The organism is Providencia sp. R33 (genome assembly GCF_019343475.1).
In the GTDB taxonomy this organism is placed as follows: domain Bacteria; phylum Pseudomonadota; class Gammaproteobacteria; order Enterobacterales; family Enterobacteriaceae; genus Providencia.
Map to the genome: position 1 here is coordinate 3,707,966 of NZ_CP072453.1, position 24,416 is coordinate 3,732,381.

The window sequence follows — 24,416 nt, forward strand, 5'->3', positions numbered from 1 at the left end:
ATTTATGATCCTTTCGCGTTTATTGATCCGCGATTTTCGAAATATAGAAAATGCGGATCTCTCCTTAGCCAATGGGTTTAATTTTCTCATTGGCCCGAATGGGAGCGGTAAAACCAGTATATTGGAAGCGATATACACTTTAGGCCATGGCCGTGCATTTCGCAGTATTCAAGCGAACCGAGTTATACGCCATGAACAAGAACAATTTATTCTTCATGGTAAACTGAGTCACTTAGATGAAACGCGTAACGACCTTTCATTAGGCTTAAGTAAAAACCGCGAAGGTGACAGTAAAGTCCGAATTGACGGAACAGATGGCCATAAAATTGCTGAACTCGCAAAATTATTGCCAATGCAATTGATTACCCCAGAAGGTTTTACCTTACTCAATGGCGGCCCTAAATACCGCCGCGCATTCATTGATTGGGGCTGTTTTCACAACGACCCACTGTTTTTCTCTGTTTGGTCAGATTTAAAACGGTTATTAAAGCAGCGAAATGCCGCTTTACGGCAAGTCACTCGTTATGATCAAATTCGCCATTGGGATGCTCAGTTAGCACCACTTTCAGAGCAAATAAGTCAATGGCGACAAGACTATATTTCTGGTATTGCAGAGAATATAGAGCAGACTTGCCAACAATTTTTACCCGAATTTTCATTATCTGTCTCCTTCCAACGTGGTTGGGATAAAGAAATTGATTATTCAGAGCAACTAGAACGCCAATTTGAGCGTGATAGAGCACTAACCTACACCGCTTCAGGACCACATAAAGCGGATTTGCGGATCAGAGCCAATGGGATTCCTGTTGAAGACATGCTTTCACGGGGACAGCTCAAGCTGTTGATGTGTGCACTTAGGTTAGCGCAGGGTGAGTTTTTCACCCGTCAGAGCGGGCAGCAATGCCTGTATCTGCTGGATGATTTTGCCTCCGAACTCGATGCGGGTCGCCGTCAATTATTGGCAGCTCGCCTCAAAGCTACGCAAGCACAGGTGTTTGTTAGTGCCATTACACCCGAGCAAGTTAATGATATGATAGATGCAAATAGCAAGATGTTTAGCGTAGAACATGGCAAAATAGAAGTTCAACCTCAGGAATAGAAAGAGCAGGAAACGTTGATGTCGAATACATATGACTCCTCAAGTATCAAGGTATTAAAAGGACTGGATGCGGTGCGTAAGCGCCCGGGCATGTATATCGGTGATACAGACGATGGAACAGGTCTTCATCACATGGTTTTCGAGGTTGTCGACAATGCTATCGACGAAGCCCTCGCAGGCTTTTGTGACGATATCGTTATCACTATCCATGCCGATAACTCTATCTCCGTACAGGATGATGGACGTGGTATCCCAACGGGTATCCACGAAGAAGAAGGTGTCTCTGCTGCAGAAGTCATCATGACAGTTCTGCACGCAGGGGGTAAATTCGATGATAACTCCTATAAAGTTTCCGGCGGATTGCACGGCGTAGGGGTATCGGTTGTTAACGCCTTATCTGAAAAATTAGAATTAGTCATCAAGCGTGATGGCAAAGTCCACGAACAAATCTACAAACACGGTGAGCCTCAAGGCCCTTTAACCGTTGTTGGTGAAACTGACCAAACAGGGACACGCGTCCGTTTTTGGCCAAGCATGGACACCTTTAAAGGCGTCACTGAGTTCGAATATGACATATTAGCGAAGCGTTTACGTGAGTTATCCTTCTTAAACTCGGGCGTTTCTATCAAACTCATTGATAAGCGTGATGGAAAAGAAGACCATTTCCATTATGAAGGTGGTATCAAAGCATTCGTTGAGTATTTAAGCCGCAACAAAACCCCGATCCACCCATCCGTATTCTATTTCTCTACAGAAAAAGACGGTATTGGCGTTGAAGTTTCAATGCAGTGGAATGATGGTTTCCAAGAAAACGTTTACTGCTTTACCAATAACATTCCACAGCGCGATGGTGGTACTCACCTTGCTGGTTTCCGTGCCGCGATGACGCGTACACTGAACAACTACATGGAAAAAGAAGGTTATCAGAAAAAAAGCAAAGTCAACGCAACAGGTGACGATGCCCGTGAAGGTCTGATTGCTGTTATTTCTGTAAAAGTCCCTGATCCTAAATTCTCATCACAAACCAAAGAAAAACTGGTGTCATCCGAAGTGAAAACTGCGGTTGAAACGATGATGAATGAGAAACTGGTTGAGTATTTACTGGAAAACCCAAATGACGCCAAAATCGTTGTTGGGAAAATTATTGATGCCGCACGTGCGCGTGAAGCAGCACGTAAAGCCCGTGAAATGACACGTCGTAAAGGCGCGTTAGATTTAGCAGGCTTACCGGGTAAACTGGCTGACTGCCAAGAACGCGACCCTGCATTATCCGAACTGTACCTTGTGGAAGGGGACTCAGCGGGCGGCTCAGCAAAACAAGGCCGTAACCGTAAAAACCAAGCCATCCTACCGCTGAAAGGTAAAATTCTTAACGTTGAAAAAGCGCGTTTTGATAAAATGCTTTCTTCTCAGGAAGTTGCAACCCTTATTACCGCATTAGGTTGTGGTATCGGTCGCGATGAATATAACCCAGACAAACTGCGTTACCACAGCATTATTATCATGACGGATGCCGACGTCGATGGTTCACACATTCGTACGTTACTGTTGACCTTCTTCTATCGTCAAATGCCTGAAATTGTTGAGCGTGGCCATATCTTTATCGCTCAGCCACCACTGTACAAAGTGAAGCGTGGTAAACAAGAACAGTACATTAAAGATGACGATGCGATGGACGATTACCTAATTTCTATCGCCCTTGATGGCGCTGAGCTGCATTTAAGTGCAGATGCACCAGCCATGAAAGGTGAGGAATTAGAGAAGTTGGTTGTTGAATACAATGCGGCTCACCGTATTATTCGCCGTCTTGAGCGCCTTTACCCACAAGCGTTACTCAATAGCTTGGTTTATCAGTCAACTTTGACGGAAGATGATTTAAAAACCAAAGAAAAAGTTGAAGAATGGGCAAAAACGCTTGTTCAGCGCTTAACGGACAACGAGCAATTCGGTAGCACCTACAGCTACACTATTAACGAAAACCGTGAACGTCAATTGTTCGAACCAACCATCCGTATTCGCACCCACGGTGTTGATACTGATTACAACCTCGATTTTGATTTTGTACACGGTAGTGAGTACCGCCGTATCACTCACTTAGGTGATATCATTGGTGGGCTGATTGAAGAAGGTGCCTACATCCAACGTGGTGAACGCCGTCAAGACATTAGCAACTTCGAAGAAGCACTGGCTTGGTTAACACGTGAATCACGTCGTGGCCTGTATGTACAACGCTATAAAGGTCTTGGTGAAATGAACCCTGAACAACTTTGGGAAACCACCATGAACCCGGAAACTCGTCGTATGATGCGTGTAACAGTGAAAGATGCAATCGCAACAGACTTACTCTTCACCACATTAATGGGTGATGCTGTTGAACCACGTCGTGCCTTTATTGAAGAGAACGCCTTAAAAGCCGCAAATATCGATATTTAATTATTATATTGGTGCTATTTATAAAACCCCTGATATGCAAATATCAGGGGTTTTTATTTAAATATTAAATAGTATTAAAATTATATTTTTTTACTTTAATCATTAGATTGAAAAAATAAATTTAGTCTTATTTTCAACTTATCGACCATCTAACAAAACACCGTTATCCAGCACAGATAAAACAAAATAAAAATCACTTAAAATCAAACACATAAACAAATACCACAGTAAAAGAAAAATAAAAAAACAAATAAACACACATCTAAATCAAAAAAAATAACTCTATTATTTTTATTTCCTTCGGCATAAAACAGATTACGTTCTGAAAACAGAATATCGCTAATTTAAAACTCACTAAATAAGCCTGTAGGAATATAATGAAAAGCCCATTTAAATCTATACCCATTATATTGGTATCAATATTTTATGCTTATCCTTCATTGGCATTAAAAGGCTATGAAGATACAGAAAAGCAAATTTTAGATAAAAGAAATGACTGGCTTCAAGGCATTAAAAATGAAGCAATCACACCCCCCCCCTCTGAAAACTCCCTCGCAGCAGAGAAAGACAGGGTGATTTACCATGAAAAAAGAAAAATAACGGGTGAGCGAAAAACACTCGCAGAAGCGGATAAAAACCAAAAAAAAGATTATTTATCAAGCACATTTAATAAAGTTATATTCGGTGAAAATAAACAGAACATTGATTTAGCAGAGAATCGCCCCTTCAAAAAGCTGCAATCTTTATTTAACCAAGGCCATACCACTCAGTTAGACCCTAAACAGCCCGAAAAGGCGATGGAATTTAGTTTAAAAGACCATTTTCTTCGCGGTCGGCCAAAACACGTTCTCGACCCCAATGGTGAGTACCTGCCAGATTATACAAAAATAACAGGCTCATCGTACCCAAGTGGCCATGCTTGGAGTGCTTATAAACAAGCAGCAACCTTATCAATGTTATTCCCTAAGAAAATAAAAGCGATAGACAGCCGAGCTGCTGAATATGGTGAAAGCAGAGTCATCGTTGGGGCGCATTTCCCAACTGATATCATCGCTTCGCGAACAGGGAATTATTATTTACTTGCCCAACACTTAGCAGATGACAAGATTGCTGAATCATTTGCTACCTTAGCCAAAGATGCCTATTCCAGCTTACCCAGTCAATGTCGGCATTCTCTCAATAACTGCTTTGCTACCGAACCAGAAGGCAGCCCCAAAGTTGGAAATGCCTATACCATCCCCACACTCACCCCCGATAAATTTCCTAAATTAGCCAATAACTTACTGCGGATGCGTTTTGCCTATCTGACCGAAGAACAACGGCTGAGTATTATCGCCAATACCGCCTATTCCCCTGAATCTATTTCAGGTTGGAACATCAATAAAGATGACCCAAATACTTATTGGGGGTTAATCAATCTACCTGAAGCTTATGATGGCCCGACTTATTTCTATGACGACTTTATGATTAGCCAAAACAAAAGTGCGTATAGCTTAGAGACATATTTAACTAACGATGAGTGGAAAAAAAACATTCATGGCCCTGGGAAATTAATCAAATCCGGCACTGGCACACTCATTTTATCAGGCAACAATCGCTTTGCTGGCCTACACCTCAACGAAGGTTATATCACTTTAGCTGGCGAAAATACTTACGCAACACGGTCATCCGTCAATGGTGGGGAGCTAACCATAAACGGTAGTTTGAATTCCCCATTAGATATACACACAGGGCTCGTTATCAATAATGGGAAAATGCACGATGTCAGTATTCATAATGGAGGGCTACTTAAGGGTAATGGACCAATTCGCAACTTAACCGTAAAAAGCGGTGGGGCGATTACCCCTGGCAAAAATAAAGCCGTGACTATCGAGATTGCCGACTCTGTCACATTTGAACCCAATAGCTTATATCCTGTTGAAATTACAGAGGATGGAAAAAGTGACAAGATTAATAGCCAAGGCTTAGCGGTGTTAAATGGAGGAGCTGTCAGTGTTACGTTTCAGGGTAAAAAAACCGCGCTCACCGCAGAACAAATCGTTCAGTTGCTGGATAAAGAATACGTCATCTTGAGTGCAAAAAAAGGGGTAAAAGGCCAGTTCGATTCGGTACAACCCGGCTATACCTTTGTTAAATCTAAACTCATGTATTCACCAAATGACGTCATCCTAAACTTTTCACGCAGTGAAATACCGTTTGCCTCTTTCGCTGAAACACCAAACCAAAAAGCCATTGCAACCGTACTTGATACTTTGCCAAAGCAGCACCCGTTATATACCAGCCTGATATTGTCTGATGAAAACACGGTGAAAGATACAATATATGAATTATCCAAACCAATTCATGCGCATATATTATCAAATAAAATCAACAACACGCTGCCTATTCGACGAAAACTGCTTGAGCAGGTTCGCGCCTCCGAGTCATTAAATCAGGTCAATGAGAATAAAAGGGACTTCTGGCTAAGCACGCTATTTCAACAAGAAAATAGGCCCAGTGACAATAATTCGACCAGCTATAACGCCTCTGCAAATGGTGTGTTCATCGGCCTAGGCCAGCGGTTTTATCATGATAGCATTATGGCGGGCATCGCCTTAGGTGCCACACAAGGTTCATTATCCAGCGCGGGTAACACGAGCGATAATGTCAGCTACCATATAGCAGCTTATGGCGGCGCACACATAAAACCGATTGTTCTTCGAGGTGGTTTTGAATATAGCAGCACTGCCATCGATATAAAAAGATATGTGAACCTACAGACGTCTACTGATACCAATACATCGACCTACGACATTGCATCAAGCCAAGCTTTTATTGAAGCGGCTTATCCTTTCACAACGTCTTTCATAAATATCGAGCCTTTTACAAATTTTGCCTATATCAATACACACAACCAAGCCATGTATGAAGATGGGACTCGATCAATATTAAGTGCTGACAAACAAAGCACTGCCACTTTACTTTCCATGTTAGGGCTACGTATTGATAACCGTTGGGTTCTCAACAGCCAGTTTCAACTTGGCCTATATGGTGAACTTGGCTGGCAACACCAATATGGCAACCTAGAGCGAAAGATAAACTTAAAGTTCCCACAAACAGGTGCTGAGTTTGTTTCACAAAGCGTTGATGCCCCTCGGGATAGTGTGACTGCAAGGGTTGGGGCAAATTTAGACATTGGTGACGGTTATAAAGTATCTCTTGATTACAGCAAGCTAAAATCTAACGATTACGACAATAACAATGTTAATGCTAAGTTTTCCTTGTCGTTTTAACCTTTGCTGACAGAATTATATGATTGAAAATCGTCTAAAAATTAAATTATCGATTATTAGGCGATTTTTTGTTTTTCTGAAAGACAAGTCAGAAACGATAGACCCACAATAAAACTCGATATTTTGCTAATCTTTGCCCATAGTTAACGCATTGAGTTTCATCTAAATATCGAGGCTTTTATGTTTGAGTTAACTTTTTTACGTGAATTATTAGGCTCTAGCGTTCACGTGCTTCAATTATTGTTAGAAGCTATTTCGGTTATCTGTGTGATTATTGGTTTAATCAAAACATTGATTGTGTGGTTCCGTGTCAAAATCGCGCGTACTGCACGTTATTGTTTTGGTGACTGGCTAGCTACTGCGTTGGAATTTCAGTTAGCCGCAGATATTTTAGCCACCACGGTTGACCCTGATTTAGACAGCCTGATCAAATTAGGTATCATCGCCGTGATCAGAACGTTCCTGAACTATTTCTTAGCAAAAGAATTAGAACACCAACCACAACAGCATACTCACAAAACACAATAAATTACCGAGCCCCTTTAACGAAAAAAGCCTGCACAACATTCATGTGCAGGCTTGATAAAACTCGGTATTCGTTTGTAATTACAGTAAAATTCTCAACATACGACGCAGCGGTTCAGCGGCGCCCCATAACAGTTGGTCACCAACTGTAAAGGCAGACAAATACTCTGGGCCCATGTTCAGTTTACGCAGACGCCCTACTGGCGTGCTTAATGTACCTGTGACTGCTGCGGGTGTTAGCTCACGCATAGTAATTTCACGGTCATTCGGCACCACTTTTACCCAGTCATTATGAGAAGCCAACAGTTGCTCAACCTCTTTTAATGGGATATCTTTTTTCAGTTTTAAGGTAAAAGCTTGGCTATGACAACGCAGTGCGCCAACACGAACACATAAACCATCCACTGGAATGATGTTATTACCTGTTGCTAAGATTTTGTTAGTTTCCGCTTGGCCTTTCCACTCTTCGCGGCTTTGGCCGTTTTCCAGCGCTTTATCAATCCACGGAATTAAACTGCCCGCTAATGGCACACCGAAAGCATCCGTTGGCATTGTGCCGCTACGGGTAAAGTCGGTTACTTTTTTCTCGATATCTAAAATTGCGGATGCTGGGTCTTGCAGTTCTTTTGCCACTTGTGTGTGTAATGAACCCATTTGCGCTAAAAGTTCACGCATATTACGTGCACCAGCACCTGATGCCGCTTGGTAGGTGGCAACAGATGCCCATTCAACTAAATTATTGGTGAATAACCCGCCTAAAGACATCAACATCAAACTGACCGTACAGTTACCACCAACAAAGGTCTTAATGCCTTTATTTAATCCATCTTGGATATGTTGGTTATTCACTGGGTCTAAAATGATAATTGCATCATCTTTCATACGTAATGAAGATGCTGCATCAATCCAATAGCCATTCCAGCCAGATTCACGCAGTTTCGGATAAACATCATTGGTATAGTCACCACCTTGGCAACTAATGATAATATCCAATGCTTTTAGTGCATCAATATCAAACGCGTCTTGTAACGTACTACGGTGGCCGCAGTAAGTAGGTGCTTCAGCACCATGTTGTGAGGTCGTAAAGAACACAGGACGAATTCCATCAAAATCACGCTCTTCAACCATTCTCTGCATCAGTACAGAGCCTACCATTCCTCGCCAGCCAACAAATCCTACATTTTTCATTTCTATTCACCCTGTTTGTTTAATATTTTACCAAGAAATTTCCAGTTCCGACTCAAGCCCTCTTAGATGCTGCCATTTTTATCATTCATCGGGCATTCACATAAGTTGAAGCTAGAAATTTTTCGGATGTATTAAACCTGACAAAATATGCCCCAGTGTGCAAGTGAATTTCATCACTATTAACTGAATGATTAGTAACAAAACTAATGATCGACGAAATATCTGAATATTTTTTCCAAATTGGAAAATTGCCTTTCGCCATTCATCCCTACATAGAGCCTACTCAGACAAGTAAAATCAAGCTAATTATCATAGAAATGAGTCTTGCACGATGAAAAAATATGTCCTTTTTAGTTTTTGGATAGTGTTAATTTATCCGATTGGCGTTGACCTACACCTAACAGGTCTTCCTCTCATTGCTGTAGACCTAAAAGCCAGTGAAAGCCAATTACACATGGCATTTTCCATTTATCTTGCGGGCATGGCATCAACCATGCTCATCGCTGGCTGGTGTGCCGACCATATAGGCAGAAAACCCGTTCTCTTGGTTGGAACTCTGCTGTTTACCATTGCATCCGTAATGGTGGGCACGGCATCAACCGTTTCTGTCTTTCTAGGCGCTCGTTTTCTGCAAGGAATTGGGGCAGGTTTTTGTTATGTCGTCACCTTCGCATTATTACGTGATGTCTTGTCTGCTCAAGTAAGAACTCAGGTTTTATCTGCCATGAATGGTATCACATGCATCGCCCCTGTCCTTGCCCCAGTTATCGGTTTTATTCTTTTACTGTTCTATCACTGGTCTGCGATGTTCTATTTCATGGCAGCTTATTCCGCACTCAGCTTCGTTTTCTGCTTAGTTTCTATTAAAGAAACTAAACCTGTAATTTCCACAATAGAAAAGTCACCACAATCAAATGAACAATTGTTTAATCAATTATTTCTTTCTCGTTTAGCTATATCCTGTCTCGGAATGGCTGTTATTCTAACCTATGTCAATGTTGCACCTATCATCTTAATGACTAACCTTGATTTTACGGCAGGGGAATTTTCAACATCAATGGCGTTGCTGGCTGTAGTCAGTATGGTGACATCGTTCTCAATGCCTAAATTAATTTCCTTATTTAAAAATCAATCCATCCTATATACTGCACTCAGCCTATTTTTACTTAATGCATTAATACTATTGGTCTTTATGACTTATCTTAACCACATAGCTCTGTTATTCATCGTATTTGCATTCTGTGGTGCTGGGTTTTCAATGTTATTTGGGATCATTATGAGCCAAGCCTTATCTCCCTTTACTCAACGTGCTGGATTGGCCAGCTCAGTATTAGCTATAGGGCAATTAAGCTTTGCTTCATTGTATATTTGGATAATGGGTTGGATTGGCATATCGTCTTTAAATATGCTTTTAATTATCTTATTAGTGACAGGTATGGTTGGGTTCACATTACTCAAAATACCCGTTTCTCAAACGAAGAGTAAGGTTGCTATCTATGAATAAGATATTGCATCGATTAGACTTAAACTTACTGGTTATTTTGCAATATCTTCTTGAGGAACGTAGCGTTAGCTTAGCGGCTAACCGCTTATCTGTGACACCATCTTCGGTAAGTAAATCATTGGCAAAACTACGTGATTGGTTTGGCGACCCCTTATTTATTCGAAGTCCGCAAGGGTTAGTTCCAACTACGCTAATGCACCAAATTGAAAAATCACTACCTGAATTTTTAAATTTATCAAACTATATAGCCAATATTCGCGATACAGAAAAACCCAAAGGGATCAACTTCCGTCTAATGATGGAAGCGCCTCTTAATCTCATCATGCTACATGACTTATCATTAAAAATATTAAATCAATACCCTGAATCAAGTGTAAGAGTCCATGATTGGGATTATAACTCCCTTGCAAGTATCATTGCTGGTGATGCTGATATCGGTGTTTTAGGTCGGGAAAGTCATCACAAATCAAAAGAATCCATTAAATTAATTCCAGATATTCTTAATTTTGAAATACTCTTCACTGACAGGCCTCTCGCTTTTGTACGGCTGGACCATCCACTTCTAAAGGAAGAATGGAATTTAACTAACCTTCTGAAATACCCACATATTAGCACTGAATACAGCAACCGCATTCCTTGGGCTTTAGATGACCTACTACAAAGTATAAAGCTCGCTCGTCATATTCATTTATCGTACTCATCATTTGAACAATCATTATTAATGGCATCTCATTCAGGGCATTCATTGGTCACCTGTGCGCCAAGTTATTGCCAACATTATGTCAATCAATTCAAACTCAATTTAGTATGCCTTCCGATCCCTATCGACGAAAGTTTGTACCAACAACTTGATATTCCTTTTTTAATGTTGTGGCATAAACGAAATGCCTATAATTCCAAGACATTATGGTTAAGAGAGCAAATTAAAACGGGCATTTCTGCTTTTATGAATGGAATATAACTGATTGTTATTTAAAAGCTGAGATGTACGAAATATATCCATACATTCCAGCTTTATCAAAATACAGGGAAATGAAACGCAGATTTAACGTTTTTTCTTACAACCTTGTACTGCTTTAAAACGCGGATTTGTTTTACAAATCACATACACGCGCCCACGACGGCGAACCACTTGGCAATCTGGGTGGCGTGTTTTTGCTGTTTTTAATGAACTCAACACTTTCACGTTTACTTATCCTCTGTTTGCAGAAAACGCCCAAAACGTTTCTGAAATTGTGCGGTTTTCCCTTCTTGAGAAATTAATTTCTGTTTTCCGGTATAGAACGGATGGGATTGAGAAGAGACGTCCAGCGTGACATACGGGAAGGTTTCGCCTTCAAATTCAATCGTTTTTTCAGTTTTAATCGTTGAACCCACTTTGAAATAGGCATCCGCACTGGTGTCATGGAAAACCACTGTGCGATATTGAGGATGGATCCCTTGTTTCATAATAACCACCTAAATGTAATGTTATAATATAACAATACACCGTTTAAAAATGGCGCGCAATTATTTTCTTTATCTAAAGTGAAAAGAGAAGAAGACTGGCGTTATTTTTCTAATAACGCCAGTAAGTGGGGTGATAATCAAAAACCTTAACGATAACCTTGTGATAACGGAACTTCAGGATCTGGCTCACCGGTGATACGGTTTCTTAAATCGCGACGAATAATCTCAATCGACCAAAACCAAATTAAATGGCCAAAAATTTCAGAGACATTTTCGTACCAAGGTAAATCTAAAAGTGGTGGTGTTAAGCCCATTAAAGGAAATGAAATCATATGGACAAACAACTGAGCTAATGCCCCAGCTAACAAGCCTTGCCATAATTTAATTTTTGGGAAAATTTCGGCAACGATGCAATAACCAATCGCAAAGACTAATGAAAATAGAATATGCGTCACGCCAACCCAATTAAAAACATGCCCTGCAAATGTGTACACGGCGGCATTGGGGTCCACCATCCCCAACCAATCCCTTAAAAAAACATACGGTGGATTGAGGAAATTACGTGAGCAATCAACTTGCTCCGCAACGCGGATTAGCGTTTCAGGTGAACAAGCCACATTAAACATGTCGGTTGGGCTACGTGGCGGTAAAGGCACTTCTGCCCCCCACTTCACGAAAGCAGAAACAATTCCACTGATAATACCGACAAAGAAAGCAACACCATAACGGCGACGTTTTTTTTCTGTGATATAAAAGAATCCCCGAGCCATAGAACCTCTTTATTTGACTTAAGTTTTTTTGAGATCCATTTATTCTCTTTTTGTGAACATCCGTAAATGATGTGAATCAATAAAATAATAATCACCAGTAGAAATAATTACCGCTCTAATTGCTGCACCTAGCTCACTGAACAAAAATAAAAACCAAAACGATAATTTCTCTAGGCATAATCTTTTGTATAATTAAGCCATCACATACGACCATTTAATTGTTTATCAAATGGATACGTCATTACCGGTGATAAACACACCATTTGGGGAAGAGGAAAATGTATTACGGCTTTGACATGGGCGGAACCAAAATCGAACTGGCAGTCTTTGATAATGAACTCAATCAAGTCTGGCAAAAACGCGTTCCGACTCCTAAAGATGACTACCAAGCTCTGCTGAATGCCTTTCTTGCACTCACCCAAGAAGCCGATGAAAAATTCAATTGCCAAGGGAAAATTGGCGTTGGTGTTCCCGGTATTGTTAATCATGCAGAAGGTACCGTATTTACCACTAACGTCCCTGCAGCGCAGTACAAACCACTGATCCATGACTTAGCCAATACTTTACAGCGCTCCGTAAAAGTGGAAAACGATGCCAATTGCTTTGCCTTATCTGAAGCTTGGGATCCAGAATTTAAGCGCTACCCAACCGTGCTAGGCTTAATTTTAGGTACCGGTGTTGGTGGTGGATTTGTCATTAATGGCAAAGTGCTATCAGGGAAAAATGGCATTGCAGGTGAAATTGGCCATATGAACCTTAGTGTTCGTGCGGCAAAACTATTAGGGGATACCGTCCCAGAAATAACCTGCGGCTGTCAACAAATAGGTTGTTTCGAGACTTACCTTTCAGGGCCTGGGTTTGAACGTATTTATGCTGCATTTACTGGGGAAAAACGCTCTGCTATTGAAATTATTGAGCGATACCATCAACAAAGCCCTGAAGCTATTGAACACGTTGAACGATATATGTCAGTGCTCGCGATGTTTATGGGGCAAGTCATTACAGTTTTTGACCCTGATTTAGTCGTCTTCGGCGGTGGGTTGTCGCAATTTGAAGAAATTTACCAACGTTTGCCTGAAGTACTTCCTCAATACCTATATGGCATTGCCACTTTACCCGCCATTGAAAAAGCCCGCTATGGTGACTCAGGCGGAGCTCGCGGCGCGGCTTTCCTCAACTTAATCGACTAATTTTCCTTTCTTGCTCCTTGGCAATTGTCTGCTAAGGAGCATATTTCCCTTTATTTTCAGATGATAATCATTATCATTCATTTGTGAATGGTGATAAAATAACCCAATATCAATCGGTTTGGTTATCATTACTACTTTAAGAATAACTTCAGTAAATTATAACTAGAAAACAGCAAGATATTATTAAATATTGGCGATAAAGACTTGTCTGATACAGCTTTTGACTAAAAACGCTATTATTGCGTTACATACAATGAGGCCATAAACAAAACATCTGCCGTTAACCCGAAACAACAATAAAGAGAATATCTTATGGGATTGTTTTTCCAGAGTAGTTTGATGTTTCCCACCATTATTTTTAGTGGTTTGCTCATTATTGTGCTTTTTTATTGGCTATGTGCTGCATTTGGCTTACTCGATATTGATGTCTTTAATATTGATACTGAATTTGATGCTGGGCTTGATGCATCAGGCTTCGCGGGCTGGCTCACTAAACTGGGCTTAGCGGGTATTCCAGTCACCATTATTCTAACCTTATTTACGCTATTTGGCTGGGTTATCAGCTACTTCTGCGTTTATGGTTTTATCCGTTTTATTGATTCAACTTTATTACGCTATCTTGTTGGCTTCGCCGTATTTGCCATCACACTGTTTATTTCCCTTCACCTCACCGCCTTATGTTTAAAACCCGTTCGTAAAAAACTCGTCAGCCTTAATAAACCCAAGACTGTACATCAGCTTATTGGCAAATTAGCGACCGTGCGTTCAGGGTCTGTGAGTGAACAAAATGGGGAAGCGACGCTGGAAGATGGCGGTGCAGGGTTAATTTTACAGATACGCGCACCATCAACCGAGAATTTAAAACGGGGTGATCGCGTCATCATAATTAGCTATGACGCGCAATCCCACAGTTACCAAGTCGTGACGGAAGATGAGTTTCGTCATTAATGTTTACGATATAGACAATAAACCTTTGCTTGCCTATTTAAAATAACGACCACGTCGGAACCTATGGAGAAGAAATATGGATTTGGCTGCATTAATGCCCTTTTTAACCATTATTGGCGGGATCATCGTCATTATTTTAGGCTTCTTTGGATTATTTAAAGCCTTCTATATCAAAGTTCCACAAGGTACCGCACTGATTGTGAACGATATGTCGTCACAACCCAAAGTGCATTTCACCGGTGCACTGGTTTACCCTGTTATCTACAAAAAAGAATTTATGCGCATTTCCCTTCTCACATTAGAAGTGGACCGCCGTGGTAAAGACGGTTTGATTTGCCATGATAACTTACGTGCAGATATCACCGTTGCCTTCTATTTACGTGTGAATGAAACCACCGAAGACGTCCTGAAAGTGGCAAAAGCGATTGGGGTCGACCGTGCTTCTGACCACCAAGCTGTTAGCACCTTATTTAGTGCAAAATTCTCTGAGGCGCTAAAAACTGTCGGTAAGCAGTTTGATTTAGCAAAGCTTTTTGAAGACCGCCAAAACTTCCGTGACCGTATTGTTGATGTGATTGGTAAAGATCTTAATGGCTATGCATTAGAAGACGTTGCCATTGACTACTTAGAGCAAACGCCGAAATCCGCCCTTGATCCAAACAATATCTTTGACTCCGAAGGTATTCGTAAAATCACTGAAATTACCGCTATCCATAATATTGAAACTAACCAAAAAGAGCGTGACCAAGAGTTAGCGATTCAAAAGAAAAATGTGGAAACGCGTGAAGCTAGCTTAGCCTTAGAGCGCCAGCAAGCCGATGCAGAAGCTCGTCAAAAACGTGAAATTGACAATATTCGTTCCCGTGAACAAGCGGAAACACTACGTGTTCAAGAAGAAGAACGCCTAAAATCAGAACAAGCACGTATTCAAACTCAGCAAGAGATTGAAATTCGTGAAGAAAACCGTATGCGTGAAGTTGAAGTTGCTCAACAAAATCGCACCCGTGCCGTTGCGATTGAAGAAGAGCGCGTTAGCCGTGCACGTGAATTAGAAATTGTCGCCCGTGAGCGCGAAGTTGAACTGCAACGCATTGAAAAAGAAAAAGCTTTAGAAGAAGAACGCAAAAATATCTCGAATGTGATCCGCGAACGTGTTGCCGTTGAAAAAACTGTCGCACAAGAAGAGGAGCGCATTAAAGAAGTCCGTGAAGTGTCTGAAGCTGAACGTATGCGCCAAGTCACCGTGATCAATGCGCAAGCAGAAGCAGAAGAGTTATTAGTTCGCCAAGTGAAAAGAGCCGAAGCCGATGAAGCCAGCGCGAAACACAAAGCGGAAGAAATCAGCACCATGGCACAAGCCGAATTAGAAGCCTCCGCCAAACAAGCAGAAGCGAAAAAACGCTTAGCGGAAGGGATTGAGGCAGAACACGCCGCGTTAGGCTTAGCAGAAGCACGCGTTCGCCAAGCAACGGCTGAAGCAGAAGAAAAAGAAGGTTTAGTGCTTGCCAATATCACCGCAGAGAAACTGTTAGCCGAAGCTCGTGGCTTGAAAGAAAAAGGCTTAACCGAAGCGCAAGTGATGGAAGCCAAAGCGAAAGCTGAGCAACAACAAGGCCTTGCCGAAGCAAAAATCCTAGAAGAGAAACTCGCTGCGCAAGCGCGTGGTGAAGAGCAACAAGCTAACGCGAAAGAAAAATTAGGTTTAGCTGACGCGAAAGTACTTGAAGAGAAACTCGCGGCACAAGCACGCGGTGAAGGCCAATTAGGTTCAGCACAAGCAGAAGTTATCCGCCAACGCCTGAAAGCCGAAGCAGACGGTTTAACTGACAAATTCAAATCCATGGATCATCTCAGTGACACCGCGCGTTCCCATGAAGAATTCCGTATGCGCCTCGAGAAAGAGTTTGAACAATCCATGGCCTCTATTGATGCGAACAAAGAAATTGCCCGTGAGCAGGCAGATGTCTTGGCCGCAGCACTTAGCAAAACTAACATCGAAATTGTCGGCGGCGATGGCAGCTTCTTCAATACTTTCTCTAAAGCACTTAGCTTAGGTAAGGCTGTCGATGGCTTCATGGATAAGAGCAGCTTTGCCAAAGAAAATGTCGAGAAGCTGATTAACCGCAGCAAAGAAGATAAAAAAATCGATGTAGCGGCTTTACTGAAAAACCCTGAAGTTCAAGACCTTATCAATGGATTTATGGCGGCAAAAGGCGCAGGTCAATTAGCAAAAACAGTAACAGCGAAACCTGTTCCACCCGCTGATGACCAACTTTAGTTAATCAAAATCTGAGGGGGCTTTTTTGCCCCCTATTGCCTTTATTTTTTCATCCACCTTAAGGGAATTCGCTGCACCATGTCAGATTTTCAGGAAACGGATCGCGAGCAAGAAATACTCGATAGTGCTGTTGCAGAAGGGGGCGCTTATGAAATATTACGTAAGCGACTGACCGAACAAGGCCAGCAACTTCATCAAAAAGCCATACAGCTCAATGAAAAACGCCTAGAAGAATTTGGCCAAAGCCAAATGGATATTATTGGGCGTATTCGTATTCGTACTGAAAATAACTGCCAAGCCCGAGATATTATTCGAGTGGGTGAATGGTTGTTATTTGGTTATAACGTTTTCCTTGGATTAAAAAAAGAAACGCATCTGGATGATGTGTTTTCATTGTATCGTTTGATTGAAAATGAAGGCGAATTTGACGTTGAAGCCGTCGACAATGAAGATACCTTTTTAAATGATACCCGCTTTGTTCAGGATTTTACTGAACTCTATACCTATTATAAAAACACCCAATTACTGCAACTTGTCGAGCGTGATGGCAAGCTGCTAGCTAGCTTCCAAATAGGCGAGCGCATTACCGATGTACGCGTTTTTCGTTGGTCGATTTCAAGCGATAAGCAACGTATTGAATATATTGATAATCGAGGGGAGCGCGATATCGCCCTGCCCCCCGCGTATGACTTTGAGTGGCAAAAAACCACTCGCGAAGATACCGTAAATGGCCGTTACCCGCACATTAATATCCTCGATACCGTATTCGTTGAAACTATCGGTGGTGACTTAACAATCAAGTGTGAAAATAACACTGAAGATGGTTTGGGAATTTACCGTGAAGCGGTGCTGGATAAAAACCAGTCCCTCGATGATGCGCAAATTGAATATGCCCAAACGGGCAGTTTGATTATTTTAAAGATTTTGCCTTATCGGGAAGAAAGCTGGCGTTATCTGGTTTACAACACTCTGACCCAGTCTGTGCAACGCATTGACGCCATTGGGCAGGCTTGTGTTCAACTCCCTGAAGATCACGGTATTATTTTCCCTGGTGGGTATTACCTGCAAAATGGTGAATACAAAACCTTTGAGCAACCGATGGATGGTATGCGTTTTCGCCGCTTGCGTCGCTCACCCAATGGGGAAGACGTTTTATACGTTTTTTATTCGCCGAACCAAGGCCGCATCGCACTTTTCAACTATAACCTGATTGAACGAACCCTATCCGTTCCATTGATTGGGCACGGCTATGCCATGCTTGAAGATGGCAAAATGGTGCTGTTTGAAGGTGAGGGGGAAGAAGCCACCCGTGTGCATCCAATGCAAGTATGGCAAACGCCTTTTTATTCCGATGAGTTTGCGGATAAGCAGCCTACCCGTGGGGGCTTTTTTGGCCGAATTGGTAACGCAGATTTGGTACGCGGTATTTCTGAAATCTTGCATGTTGCCAAAGAGATTGAAGGCAACCATGTTTCTATCTCCCGCTATGAGCAGCTCAGCCAGCAACCTAAAAACTTGCTGGATTTGTACTACTGGTTTAGTGATGAGCAATGTTTAGAAATTGGTAAGCTACTCAAAGAAATCACGCAAACCAGTGAATTAGTACTCGATGAGTATGAAAAGGTGGAGAGCATCCGCCAGCAGTCGGCTAAATCGATGAATGAGGCCATTAGCCGCCAGAAATCGCTCCTAGCACTCACATTACCCGACAGTTGGAATGATATTCAGCAATTTGTAGATGGTTTAAATGCCCTAAACGCACAACGTGGGCACTTGATTTCGCTGCGTGAATTTCGCTATATGGATTTAGAAAAACTGAGCGAAATGGAAGGTGAAATTGAAAAAAATCAACAATATGTCTCCCAAGAAACCGCTGTTTTTCTCGCTAGTGATAAAGCACTACAACCTTTTAAAGCACAATTAACGGTTTTTGAAGAACAAACCGAAAAAGCGCAAAATAGCGCACAATTAGATATCCCAATGAATGACATGGAAAAAATGTCAGCTGATTTGGATATGCTATCTAACTTAATGGCATCACTGTCATTCAATGATGTAACTCAGCAAACTCATATCATTGATTCTATTTCACAAATTTATGCGCAGTTGAATCAGTCACGGGCTCGCTTACAACAAAAGCGTAAGTCCCAAACCAGCGTTGAAACTGTGGCACAATTTGGCGCACAATTCCGCTTATTTAGCCAAGGGATCACCAACGCATTGTCCCTTGCGACAGACCCAGAGCGTTGTGATGATCAGCTATCAAGATTATTGGTTCAATTAGAAGAGCTGGAAAGTCAGTTTAGTGGCCACGATGAGTTTCTTGATGATATCTTAGCCAAGCGTGAAGAGTTACTCGAAACCTTTGAATCCCATAAACAAATTTTAATTGATGACCGCCAGCGCCGCGCACAAAACTTATTAACTGCCGCTGACCGCCTACTCGATAGCTTGCAACGCCGAACGACCCGTCTGCAATCTCAAGATGAGCTAAATGCCTTCTTTGCCTCAGACCCACTTGCGTTAAAAACGCGAGAAATCATCGAAAAACTGCGGGAAATTAACGACAACGTTAAAGCCGATGATATCGATGCGCGCTTAAAAGCGTCTCGCGACCAAGCGATCCGCATTTTGCGTGATAAAACCGATATTTTTGAAGATGGTGGTAATGTCATCAAATTGGGTCGCCACCGCTTTAGCGTCAACACCCAAGAGTTAGACCTGACTATCTTGCCTAAAAATAACCAACTTTGGGTATATCTCACAGGCACTGATTTTCAAGAACCTATCGAAAATACAGAGCTCACACAGTTACAGCCATATTGGACAGCAACATTAGAATCTGAGTCGGAGACGGTTTATCGCGCTGAATACCTTGCTTATTCAATTATTTATTCAGCGGCTAAGCGCCAAGATGAACTCAGCATGGCATTGTTAACCAGTGCGTTAACGTCCCCTGAAAAGCTGGAAAAAATCGTGCGTGATTTTGCAGGCCCGCGCTATAAAGAAGGCTATGAAAAGGGTATTCACGACCATGATGCCATTGCTATCTTAAAAAAATTAATTCCTATTGGGGAAAGCGCCGATCTCCTGCGTTATAGTCCAACTGCGCGGGCAATTGCTGCCATTTACTGGGAAACCGCCCAAAACCAAGAGTTCCCCGCACTTTGGCCTGAACGCGCCAGAACCGCGATGAATATTCATCAGCTGTTCCATAATGATAATGCCTTACTTGATCTACAAGCGGAAATTGAAGCCAATATCAGTTTGTTTTTACAAGATAATCCAATCCAGTGCCAAAGTTATGAGCAAACACAAGCCGCGGAATACCTCAGCTTTGCATTAGCACGGACACCGATTGAATTGGTCTACAGCAAATATGCAAAAGAACTGGTTTTAGCATTACAAGACCGCTTAGAAGAAGCCCACATGTGGCTTGATTTCAATCGTTCTCAGCAAAATTTAGGTACGCGCTACGCTCAACGTTGGTCATTGATTCAAAATTGGCTGCAAGGGCTGTGCTCAACCCCTGAATTTGCACATCTGGTGCCTTATATACCCGGTGCAATTGCCATTATTATTTTAGATAAAGTCGCTTCTGCTCGTTACAGTGAAGCCGATCTTTACTTTAAAGTCAGTGGCTTACTGGGGGAACACCCAACCATTGAAAACCAAACGTTGTCACTCAGTTTGGATAATTACTTTAGCCGAATGCGCGGGCAGCGAAAACGCTTTATCCCTGAGTTCCGCCAATACCAAGCTTTGCGCCAACGTATCGTCACAGAAGAACGTAGCCGCCTAAAACTGCATGAATTTAAAGCGAAGCCATTAAGTTCATTCGTCCGTAACAAGCTGATTAATGACGTCTATTTGCCAATTATTGGCGATAACATGGCAAAGCAAATTGGCGCACTGGGTGAAGGGAAACGTACCGACCTCATGGGGCTCTTGTTAATGATTTCTCCACCAGGTTACGGTAAAACTACCTTAATGGAGTACGCAGCCGATCGCTTAGGGTTGATTTTCATGAAAGTGAATGGCCCTGCTCTGGGTCATGATGTGCTTTCCCTTGACCCTGCACAGGCACCGAATGCCACCGCAAGGCAAGAGCTGGAAAAACTCAATTTAGCCCTCGAAATGGGAAATAACGTCATGCTGTATGTGGATGATATCCAACATACACACCCCGAATTCTTACAGAAATTTATTTCCCTGTGTGATGGAACACGACGTATTGAAGGGGTTTGGAAAGACAAAACCAAAACCTACGATATGCGAGGTAAGAAATTCTGTGTTGTGATGGCAGGGAACCCCTATACCGAATCAGGTGAAGTGTTCCGTATCCCTGATATGTTAGCCAACCGTGCCGATATCTATAACCTCGGGGAGGTATTAGGCGGGATGGATGATGCTTTCGCATTAAGCTATATCGAAAATAGCCTGACTTCGAACCCAGTTTTAGCCCCTTTGGCACTGAGAGACCTCAATGACTTATACCTTCTTGTTGATAAGGCCATGGGGAAATCGGTTTCAACCAATACACTAAGTTACCCTTACTCCGATGCTGAAATTAATGAAATCACTTCAGTTATCAAACAATTAATTAAACTTCGTGACATTGTATTGAAGGTTAATCAACAGTACATTGCCAGCGCCGCCCAGTCGGATAAATACCGCACTGAACCTGCATTTCGTTTGCAGGGCAGTTACCGAAATATGAATAAACTTAGCGAAAAAGTCTCTTCTGTTATGAATGATGAAGAACTGGAGCGGTTATTAGATGACCACTACCTCGGTGAAGCCCAATTGCTCACGATGGGTGCAGAGGAAAATTTACTCAAACTTGCTGAGTTACGAGGAACACTGACCGGAAAAGAAGCCGAGCGCTGGCAACAAATCAAGAAAGACTTTATGCGCCATAAAGCCCTTGGTGGTGATAATACAGATATTGGTGATCGGGTGGTTGTCCAGCTCGCCTCTTTAGTCGAAAGCGTTCAAGCATTAGGTAAAGCGGAATGAAATACCCCCGCGTGACGCTATTAGTGGCTTTAGTTGCCATATTAGTTGGCATTCAGCTGATTAATAGCTTAACCGCGGGTGGACTGATTCCTTTTGGTATTATCCCTCGCACTGTCAACGGGCTGGTGGGTATTCTGTTTGCCCCTTTTATTCACGGAAGTTGGGATCACTTACTCAGTAACCTTCCCCCACTGATTATACTCAGCGCCCTATTACTCCACCGCACCATCAAGTTTTATCTTGTTGCATCGCTATTTATTATTGTTGTGGGTGGTTTTCTGGTGTGGCTCGTGGGTCGCAATGCCGTGCATGTTGGTGCGAGTGGCTGGATTTTTGGCTTATGGGGGTTGTTGATTGCCCAAGGTTTTTTACGCCGAAAAATCACTGACATTGCCATCGCATTGTTAGTGCTATTTTATTTTGGTGCAATGGCGAGCGGCTTATTACCCGTTCATCAATATATTTCGACAGAATCCCATATTGCTGGCGCGTTATCAGGTATTTTGTTTGCTTGGATAATCACCAAAAGGGAAAAAAGCCGTCAGCGTACTGAAATACGGTAAACACAGCGCCCTGCGCCCTCTAACAAATACTGTTCACGTTCGACACTCGCCTCTTTACCTATCACTTCTTGAAAGAGCACTAATTCTGAGCGGCAAAAATTTTGGCAAGCCGTTGCGGCGGCGCAAATCGGGCAATGGTTTTCAATAAAGAGCCAATCTTCACCCTCTTGCTCAACTTTTGCCATGTAACCTTCTTCGCTGCGAACTTCAGCTAATACAGCAAGGCGCTCAGCTAACGGTAAATTTTGGCAGCGGCTGATATATTTTTCACGGCTTTCAACCTCTCTTTGGTGAATAAGCTTTTCCAAGCCATCATCGCCAAAAATTGTCCGAACGGAATCAATCAGCTGTAACGCCAGCTGAGCATGCGTATCAGGAAAACGCTGATGCCCCAATTCGGTTAACACCCAGTTTTGCCGCGGCCGACCAGCGCCTGTTTGTGATAAACACTGAGCTCCTTCAACTAACCCCATCGACGTCAGTTTTTGAATATGTTGCCTTGCGGCTTCTCCTGTCATATTTAAATCATTAGCAATCACTGACGTCGAAATTGGCCCTTTGGTTTTAATACAAAAAAGCACTTTATCGACGGCTTGTGTTAGGTTTAAATTATCAAAGTAATTACTTGCATTAATCATTATGCGACTCTATTATCCAAGCTGTTACTTGGATAATACCTCTTTTTTTCCTATTCCGTCTAGCGGGTCTCTCTATGAGCAATGAAACATCGACATTACCACAGGCTAAGTGGGCTGATTTACTCAGCGGTACCAATGCATTACTGACTATTGCCCTTACTGGGGGCGTTGCCTTACATGCTATCAATATTTATATCGTAACAACAATATTACCAAGTGTCGTAAATGATATTGGCGGCCTTGAATATTATGCCTGGAATACGACATTATTTGTGGCTACATCTATCGTTGGTTCCGCTCTCTCAAGCAAAGTACTCAATAGCTTTGGGCCAAAGTTGGCGTATTTAATCGCCCTCACCCTCTTTTCACTAGGTTCCATTTGGTGTGCAGCCTCCCCTTCAATGTTAGTTTTACTGGGCGGTCGCGCTCTTCAAGGGTTAGGCGGCGGAATTTTATTTGCACTTAGTTATGCCTTAATCCGTATCGTCTTTACCGAAAATTTATGGTCTCGAGCCATGGGCGTTGTGTCTGGGATGTGGGGAATAGCCACATTATGCGGCCCAGCCATTGGGGGAATTTTCGCACAAGGTGGCCACTGGCGTTGGGCATTTTGGGCGTTACTTCCTGTTGCGGTATTTCTTTCCGTTATTGTGATTAACCAATTACCTAAAAAACAATCTCAAACACCACAGAATAATAAGATACCGTTCTTGGCGATTTCATTATTAGTTATTTCAGTGCTCGCCATTTCCATTGGTAGCTTATCCGACAAGCTATTGATAAACCTTATTGGCTTAGTTGTCGGTATTGCCTTGTTAGTTACGATGGCACGCTTAGATGGTAAAAACGGAAAACGGCTTTTACCCACAGGCGGTTATTCGCTGAAAAGCCCGCTTGGCGTCATTTTCTTAACCATGTGTTTGCTTGTTGGCGGTATGACGACTGAAATTTATGTGCCTTATTTCTTACAAACAATCCATCACTTCTCACCACTATCTGCTGGGTATTTAACCGCAATCATGGCGGCAGGCTGGACTATCGGTGCGTTATTTAGCGCTAATAAAACAGGAACAATTGTTCTGAAGATAATCCGAACCGGTCCGGTCATCATATTTATCTCTCTGATTGTGTTAGCCGTTTTAACCCATAATCAGCAACTCATTGAGTCATTACCGCTATTTCTTGTGTATTTAGTGGCAATGACGGGCGTCGGTCTTGGGATAGGCGTTTGCTGGCCTCACCTTGTTCTGCGTGTTTTCAATGCCGCCCCTGAAGGTGAAGAAAATTTAGCCTCCTCATCCATCATTACAATTCAGCTGTATGCTACCGCTCTTTCTGCTGCATTAGTTGGTGTGGTCGTGAACAATAGCGGGTTAATAAACCCAGGGGGAATAGCGGGTGCACAACAAGCTTCAATTTGGCTGTTTGCGTTATTCGCACTTAGCCCATTATTAGCTATTTTTTTGATCCGTAAAGTGAAGTAAAAAAGAAGAGAGGGAGCTAATTGCTCCCTCAGACTACTGACAAACCGATTAGGTTT

Annotated in this window: 17 protein-coding genes; 12 read left to right on the forward strand and 5 right to left on the reverse strand. The window is 42.3% G+C overall.

Translation table 11 applies throughout. The features are described from left to right. The first annotated feature begins 4 nt into the window (after positions 1 to 4). From recF to J6836_RS17485, 4 genes are all read left to right on the forward strand, one after another. Positions 5 to 1,099 carry a DNA replication/repair protein RecF gene (recF, locus tag J6836_RS17470; RefSeq protein ID WP_219245172.1) on the forward strand — a complete coding sequence of 365 codons (1,095 nt, stop codon included), beginning with the start codon at positions 5 to 7 and terminating at the stop codon, positions 1,097 to 1,099. An 18-nt stretch (positions 1,100 to 1,117) separates the two neighbouring features. Beyond that, entirely contained in the window at positions 1,118 to 3,532 is a 2,415-nt protein-coding gene (gene gyrB, locus J6836_RS17475; protein ID WP_219245173.1) for a DNA topoisomerase (ATP-hydrolyzing) subunit B, read from the forward strand. 377 nt (positions 3,533 to 3,909) lie between these two features. Then, a complete protein-coding gene (locus J6836_RS17480; protein ID WP_219245174.1) occupies positions 3,910 to 6,804 on the forward strand; it encodes an autotransporter domain-containing protein in 2,895 nt (964 codons plus the stop codon). A 180-nt stretch (positions 6,805 to 6,984) separates the two neighbouring features. Beyond that, a complete protein-coding gene (locus tag J6836_RS17485; protein ID WP_219245175.1) occupies positions 6,985 to 7,332 on the forward strand; it encodes a DUF1622 domain-containing protein in 348 nt (115 codons plus the stop codon). A 78-nt stretch (positions 7,333 to 7,410) separates the two neighbouring features. Here the strand turns inward: J6836_RS17485 and asd are convergent, their stop codons facing one another. Beyond that, positions 7,411 to 8,517, reverse strand: a complete 1,107-nt coding sequence (asd, locus tag J6836_RS17490; protein WP_219245176.1) for an aspartate-semialdehyde dehydrogenase — start codon at positions 8,515 to 8,517, stop codon at positions 7,411 to 7,413. Positions 8,518 to 8,848: 331 nt separating this feature from the next. On the opposite strand from asd, the gene J6836_RS17495 reads away from it, so the two are divergent. Together J6836_RS17495 and yidZ are read left to right on the forward strand one after the other, a co-directional pair. Continuing rightward, on the forward strand, positions 8,849 to 10,021 hold the full coding sequence (locus J6836_RS17495; RefSeq protein ID WP_219245177.1) for an MdtL family multidrug efflux MFS transporter: 1,173 nt from the start codon (positions 8,849 to 8,851) through the stop codon (positions 10,019 to 10,021). Continuing rightward, a complete protein-coding gene (gene yidZ, locus J6836_RS17500) occupies positions 10,014 to 10,982 on the forward strand; it encodes an HTH-type transcriptional regulator YidZ (RefSeq protein WP_219245178.1) in 969 nt (322 codons plus the stop codon). Before J6836_RS17495 ends, yidZ begins: the two co-directional genes overlap by 8 nt. 84 nt (positions 10,983 to 11,066) lie before the next feature. Here yidZ and ykgO read toward each other — a convergent pair whose 3' ends face one another. The 3 genes from ykgO to J6836_RS17515 form a co-directional block, all read right to left on the reverse strand. Further along, the gene (gene ykgO / locus J6836_RS17505; RefSeq protein ID WP_004906789.1) at positions 11,067 to 11,207 is read right to left on the reverse strand and encodes a type B 50S ribosomal protein L36; all 141 of its coding nucleotides are present in this window, start codon (positions 11,205 to 11,207) and stop codon (positions 11,067 to 11,069) included. A 2-nt stretch (positions 11,208 to 11,209) separates the two neighbouring features. Continuing rightward, complete coding sequence (locus J6836_RS17510) at positions 11,210 to 11,470, reverse strand: type B 50S ribosomal protein L31 (protein WP_219245179.1); 261 nt, start codon at positions 11,468 to 11,470, stop codon at positions 11,210 to 11,212. Between the two features lie 146 nt (positions 11,471 to 11,616). Then, complete coding sequence (locus tag J6836_RS17515) at positions 11,617 to 12,240, reverse strand: YagU family protein (RefSeq protein ID WP_219245180.1); 624 nt, start codon at positions 12,238 to 12,240, stop codon at positions 11,617 to 11,619. A 278-nt stretch (positions 12,241 to 12,518) separates the two neighbouring features. Between J6836_RS17515 and nagK the strand changes: the two genes are divergently transcribed. The 5 genes from nagK (at position 12,519) to J6836_RS17540 (ending at position 22,238) form a co-directional block, all read left to right on the forward strand. Then, positions 12,519 to 13,430: an N-acetylglucosamine kinase gene (gene nagK, locus J6836_RS17520; protein WP_219245181.1), complete on the forward strand. Its 912-nt coding sequence runs from the start codon at positions 12,519 to 12,521 to the stop codon at positions 13,428 to 13,430. A 312-nt stretch (positions 13,431 to 13,742) separates the two neighbouring features. Next, positions 13,743 to 14,378: an OB-fold-containig protein gene (locus J6836_RS17525; protein ID WP_219245182.1), complete on the forward strand. Its 636-nt coding sequence runs from the start codon at positions 13,743 to 13,745 to the stop codon at positions 14,376 to 14,378. Positions 14,379 to 14,454: 76 nt separating this feature from the next. Continuing rightward, positions 14,455 to 16,656: a flotillin family protein gene (locus J6836_RS17530; protein ID WP_219245183.1), complete on the forward strand. Its 2,202-nt coding sequence runs from the start codon at positions 14,455 to 14,457 to the stop codon at positions 16,654 to 16,656. Positions 16,657 to 16,734: 78 nt separating this feature from the next. After that, the gene (locus J6836_RS17535) at positions 16,735 to 21,675 is read left to right on the forward strand and encodes a DNA repair ATPase (protein WP_219245184.1); all 4,941 of its coding nucleotides are present in this window, start codon (positions 16,735 to 16,737) and stop codon (positions 21,673 to 21,675) included. Then, positions 21,672 to 22,238, forward strand: coding sequence for a rhomboid family intramembrane serine protease (locus J6836_RS17540; RefSeq protein ID WP_219245185.1), 567 nt, complete (start codon positions 21,672 to 21,674; stop codon positions 22,236 to 22,238). The genes J6836_RS17535 and J6836_RS17540 overlap by 4 nt, the downstream gene beginning before the upstream one ends. On the opposite strand, the gene J6836_RS17545 is transcribed toward J6836_RS17540, so the two are convergent. Then, positions 22,217 to 22,876, reverse strand: a complete 660-nt coding sequence (locus tag J6836_RS17545) for a helix-turn-helix transcriptional regulator (protein ID WP_219245186.1) — start codon at positions 22,874 to 22,876, stop codon at positions 22,217 to 22,219. The two genes, J6836_RS17540 and J6836_RS17545, sit on opposite strands and share 22 nt — an antisense overlap. Positions 22,877 to 22,950: 74 nt before the next feature. Between J6836_RS17545 and J6836_RS17550 the strand changes: the two genes are divergently transcribed. Further along, a complete protein-coding gene (locus J6836_RS17550; protein ID WP_219245187.1) occupies positions 22,951 to 24,360 on the forward strand; it encodes an MFS transporter in 1,410 nt (469 codons plus the stop codon). Positions 24,361 to 24,416 lie beyond the last annotated feature (56 nt).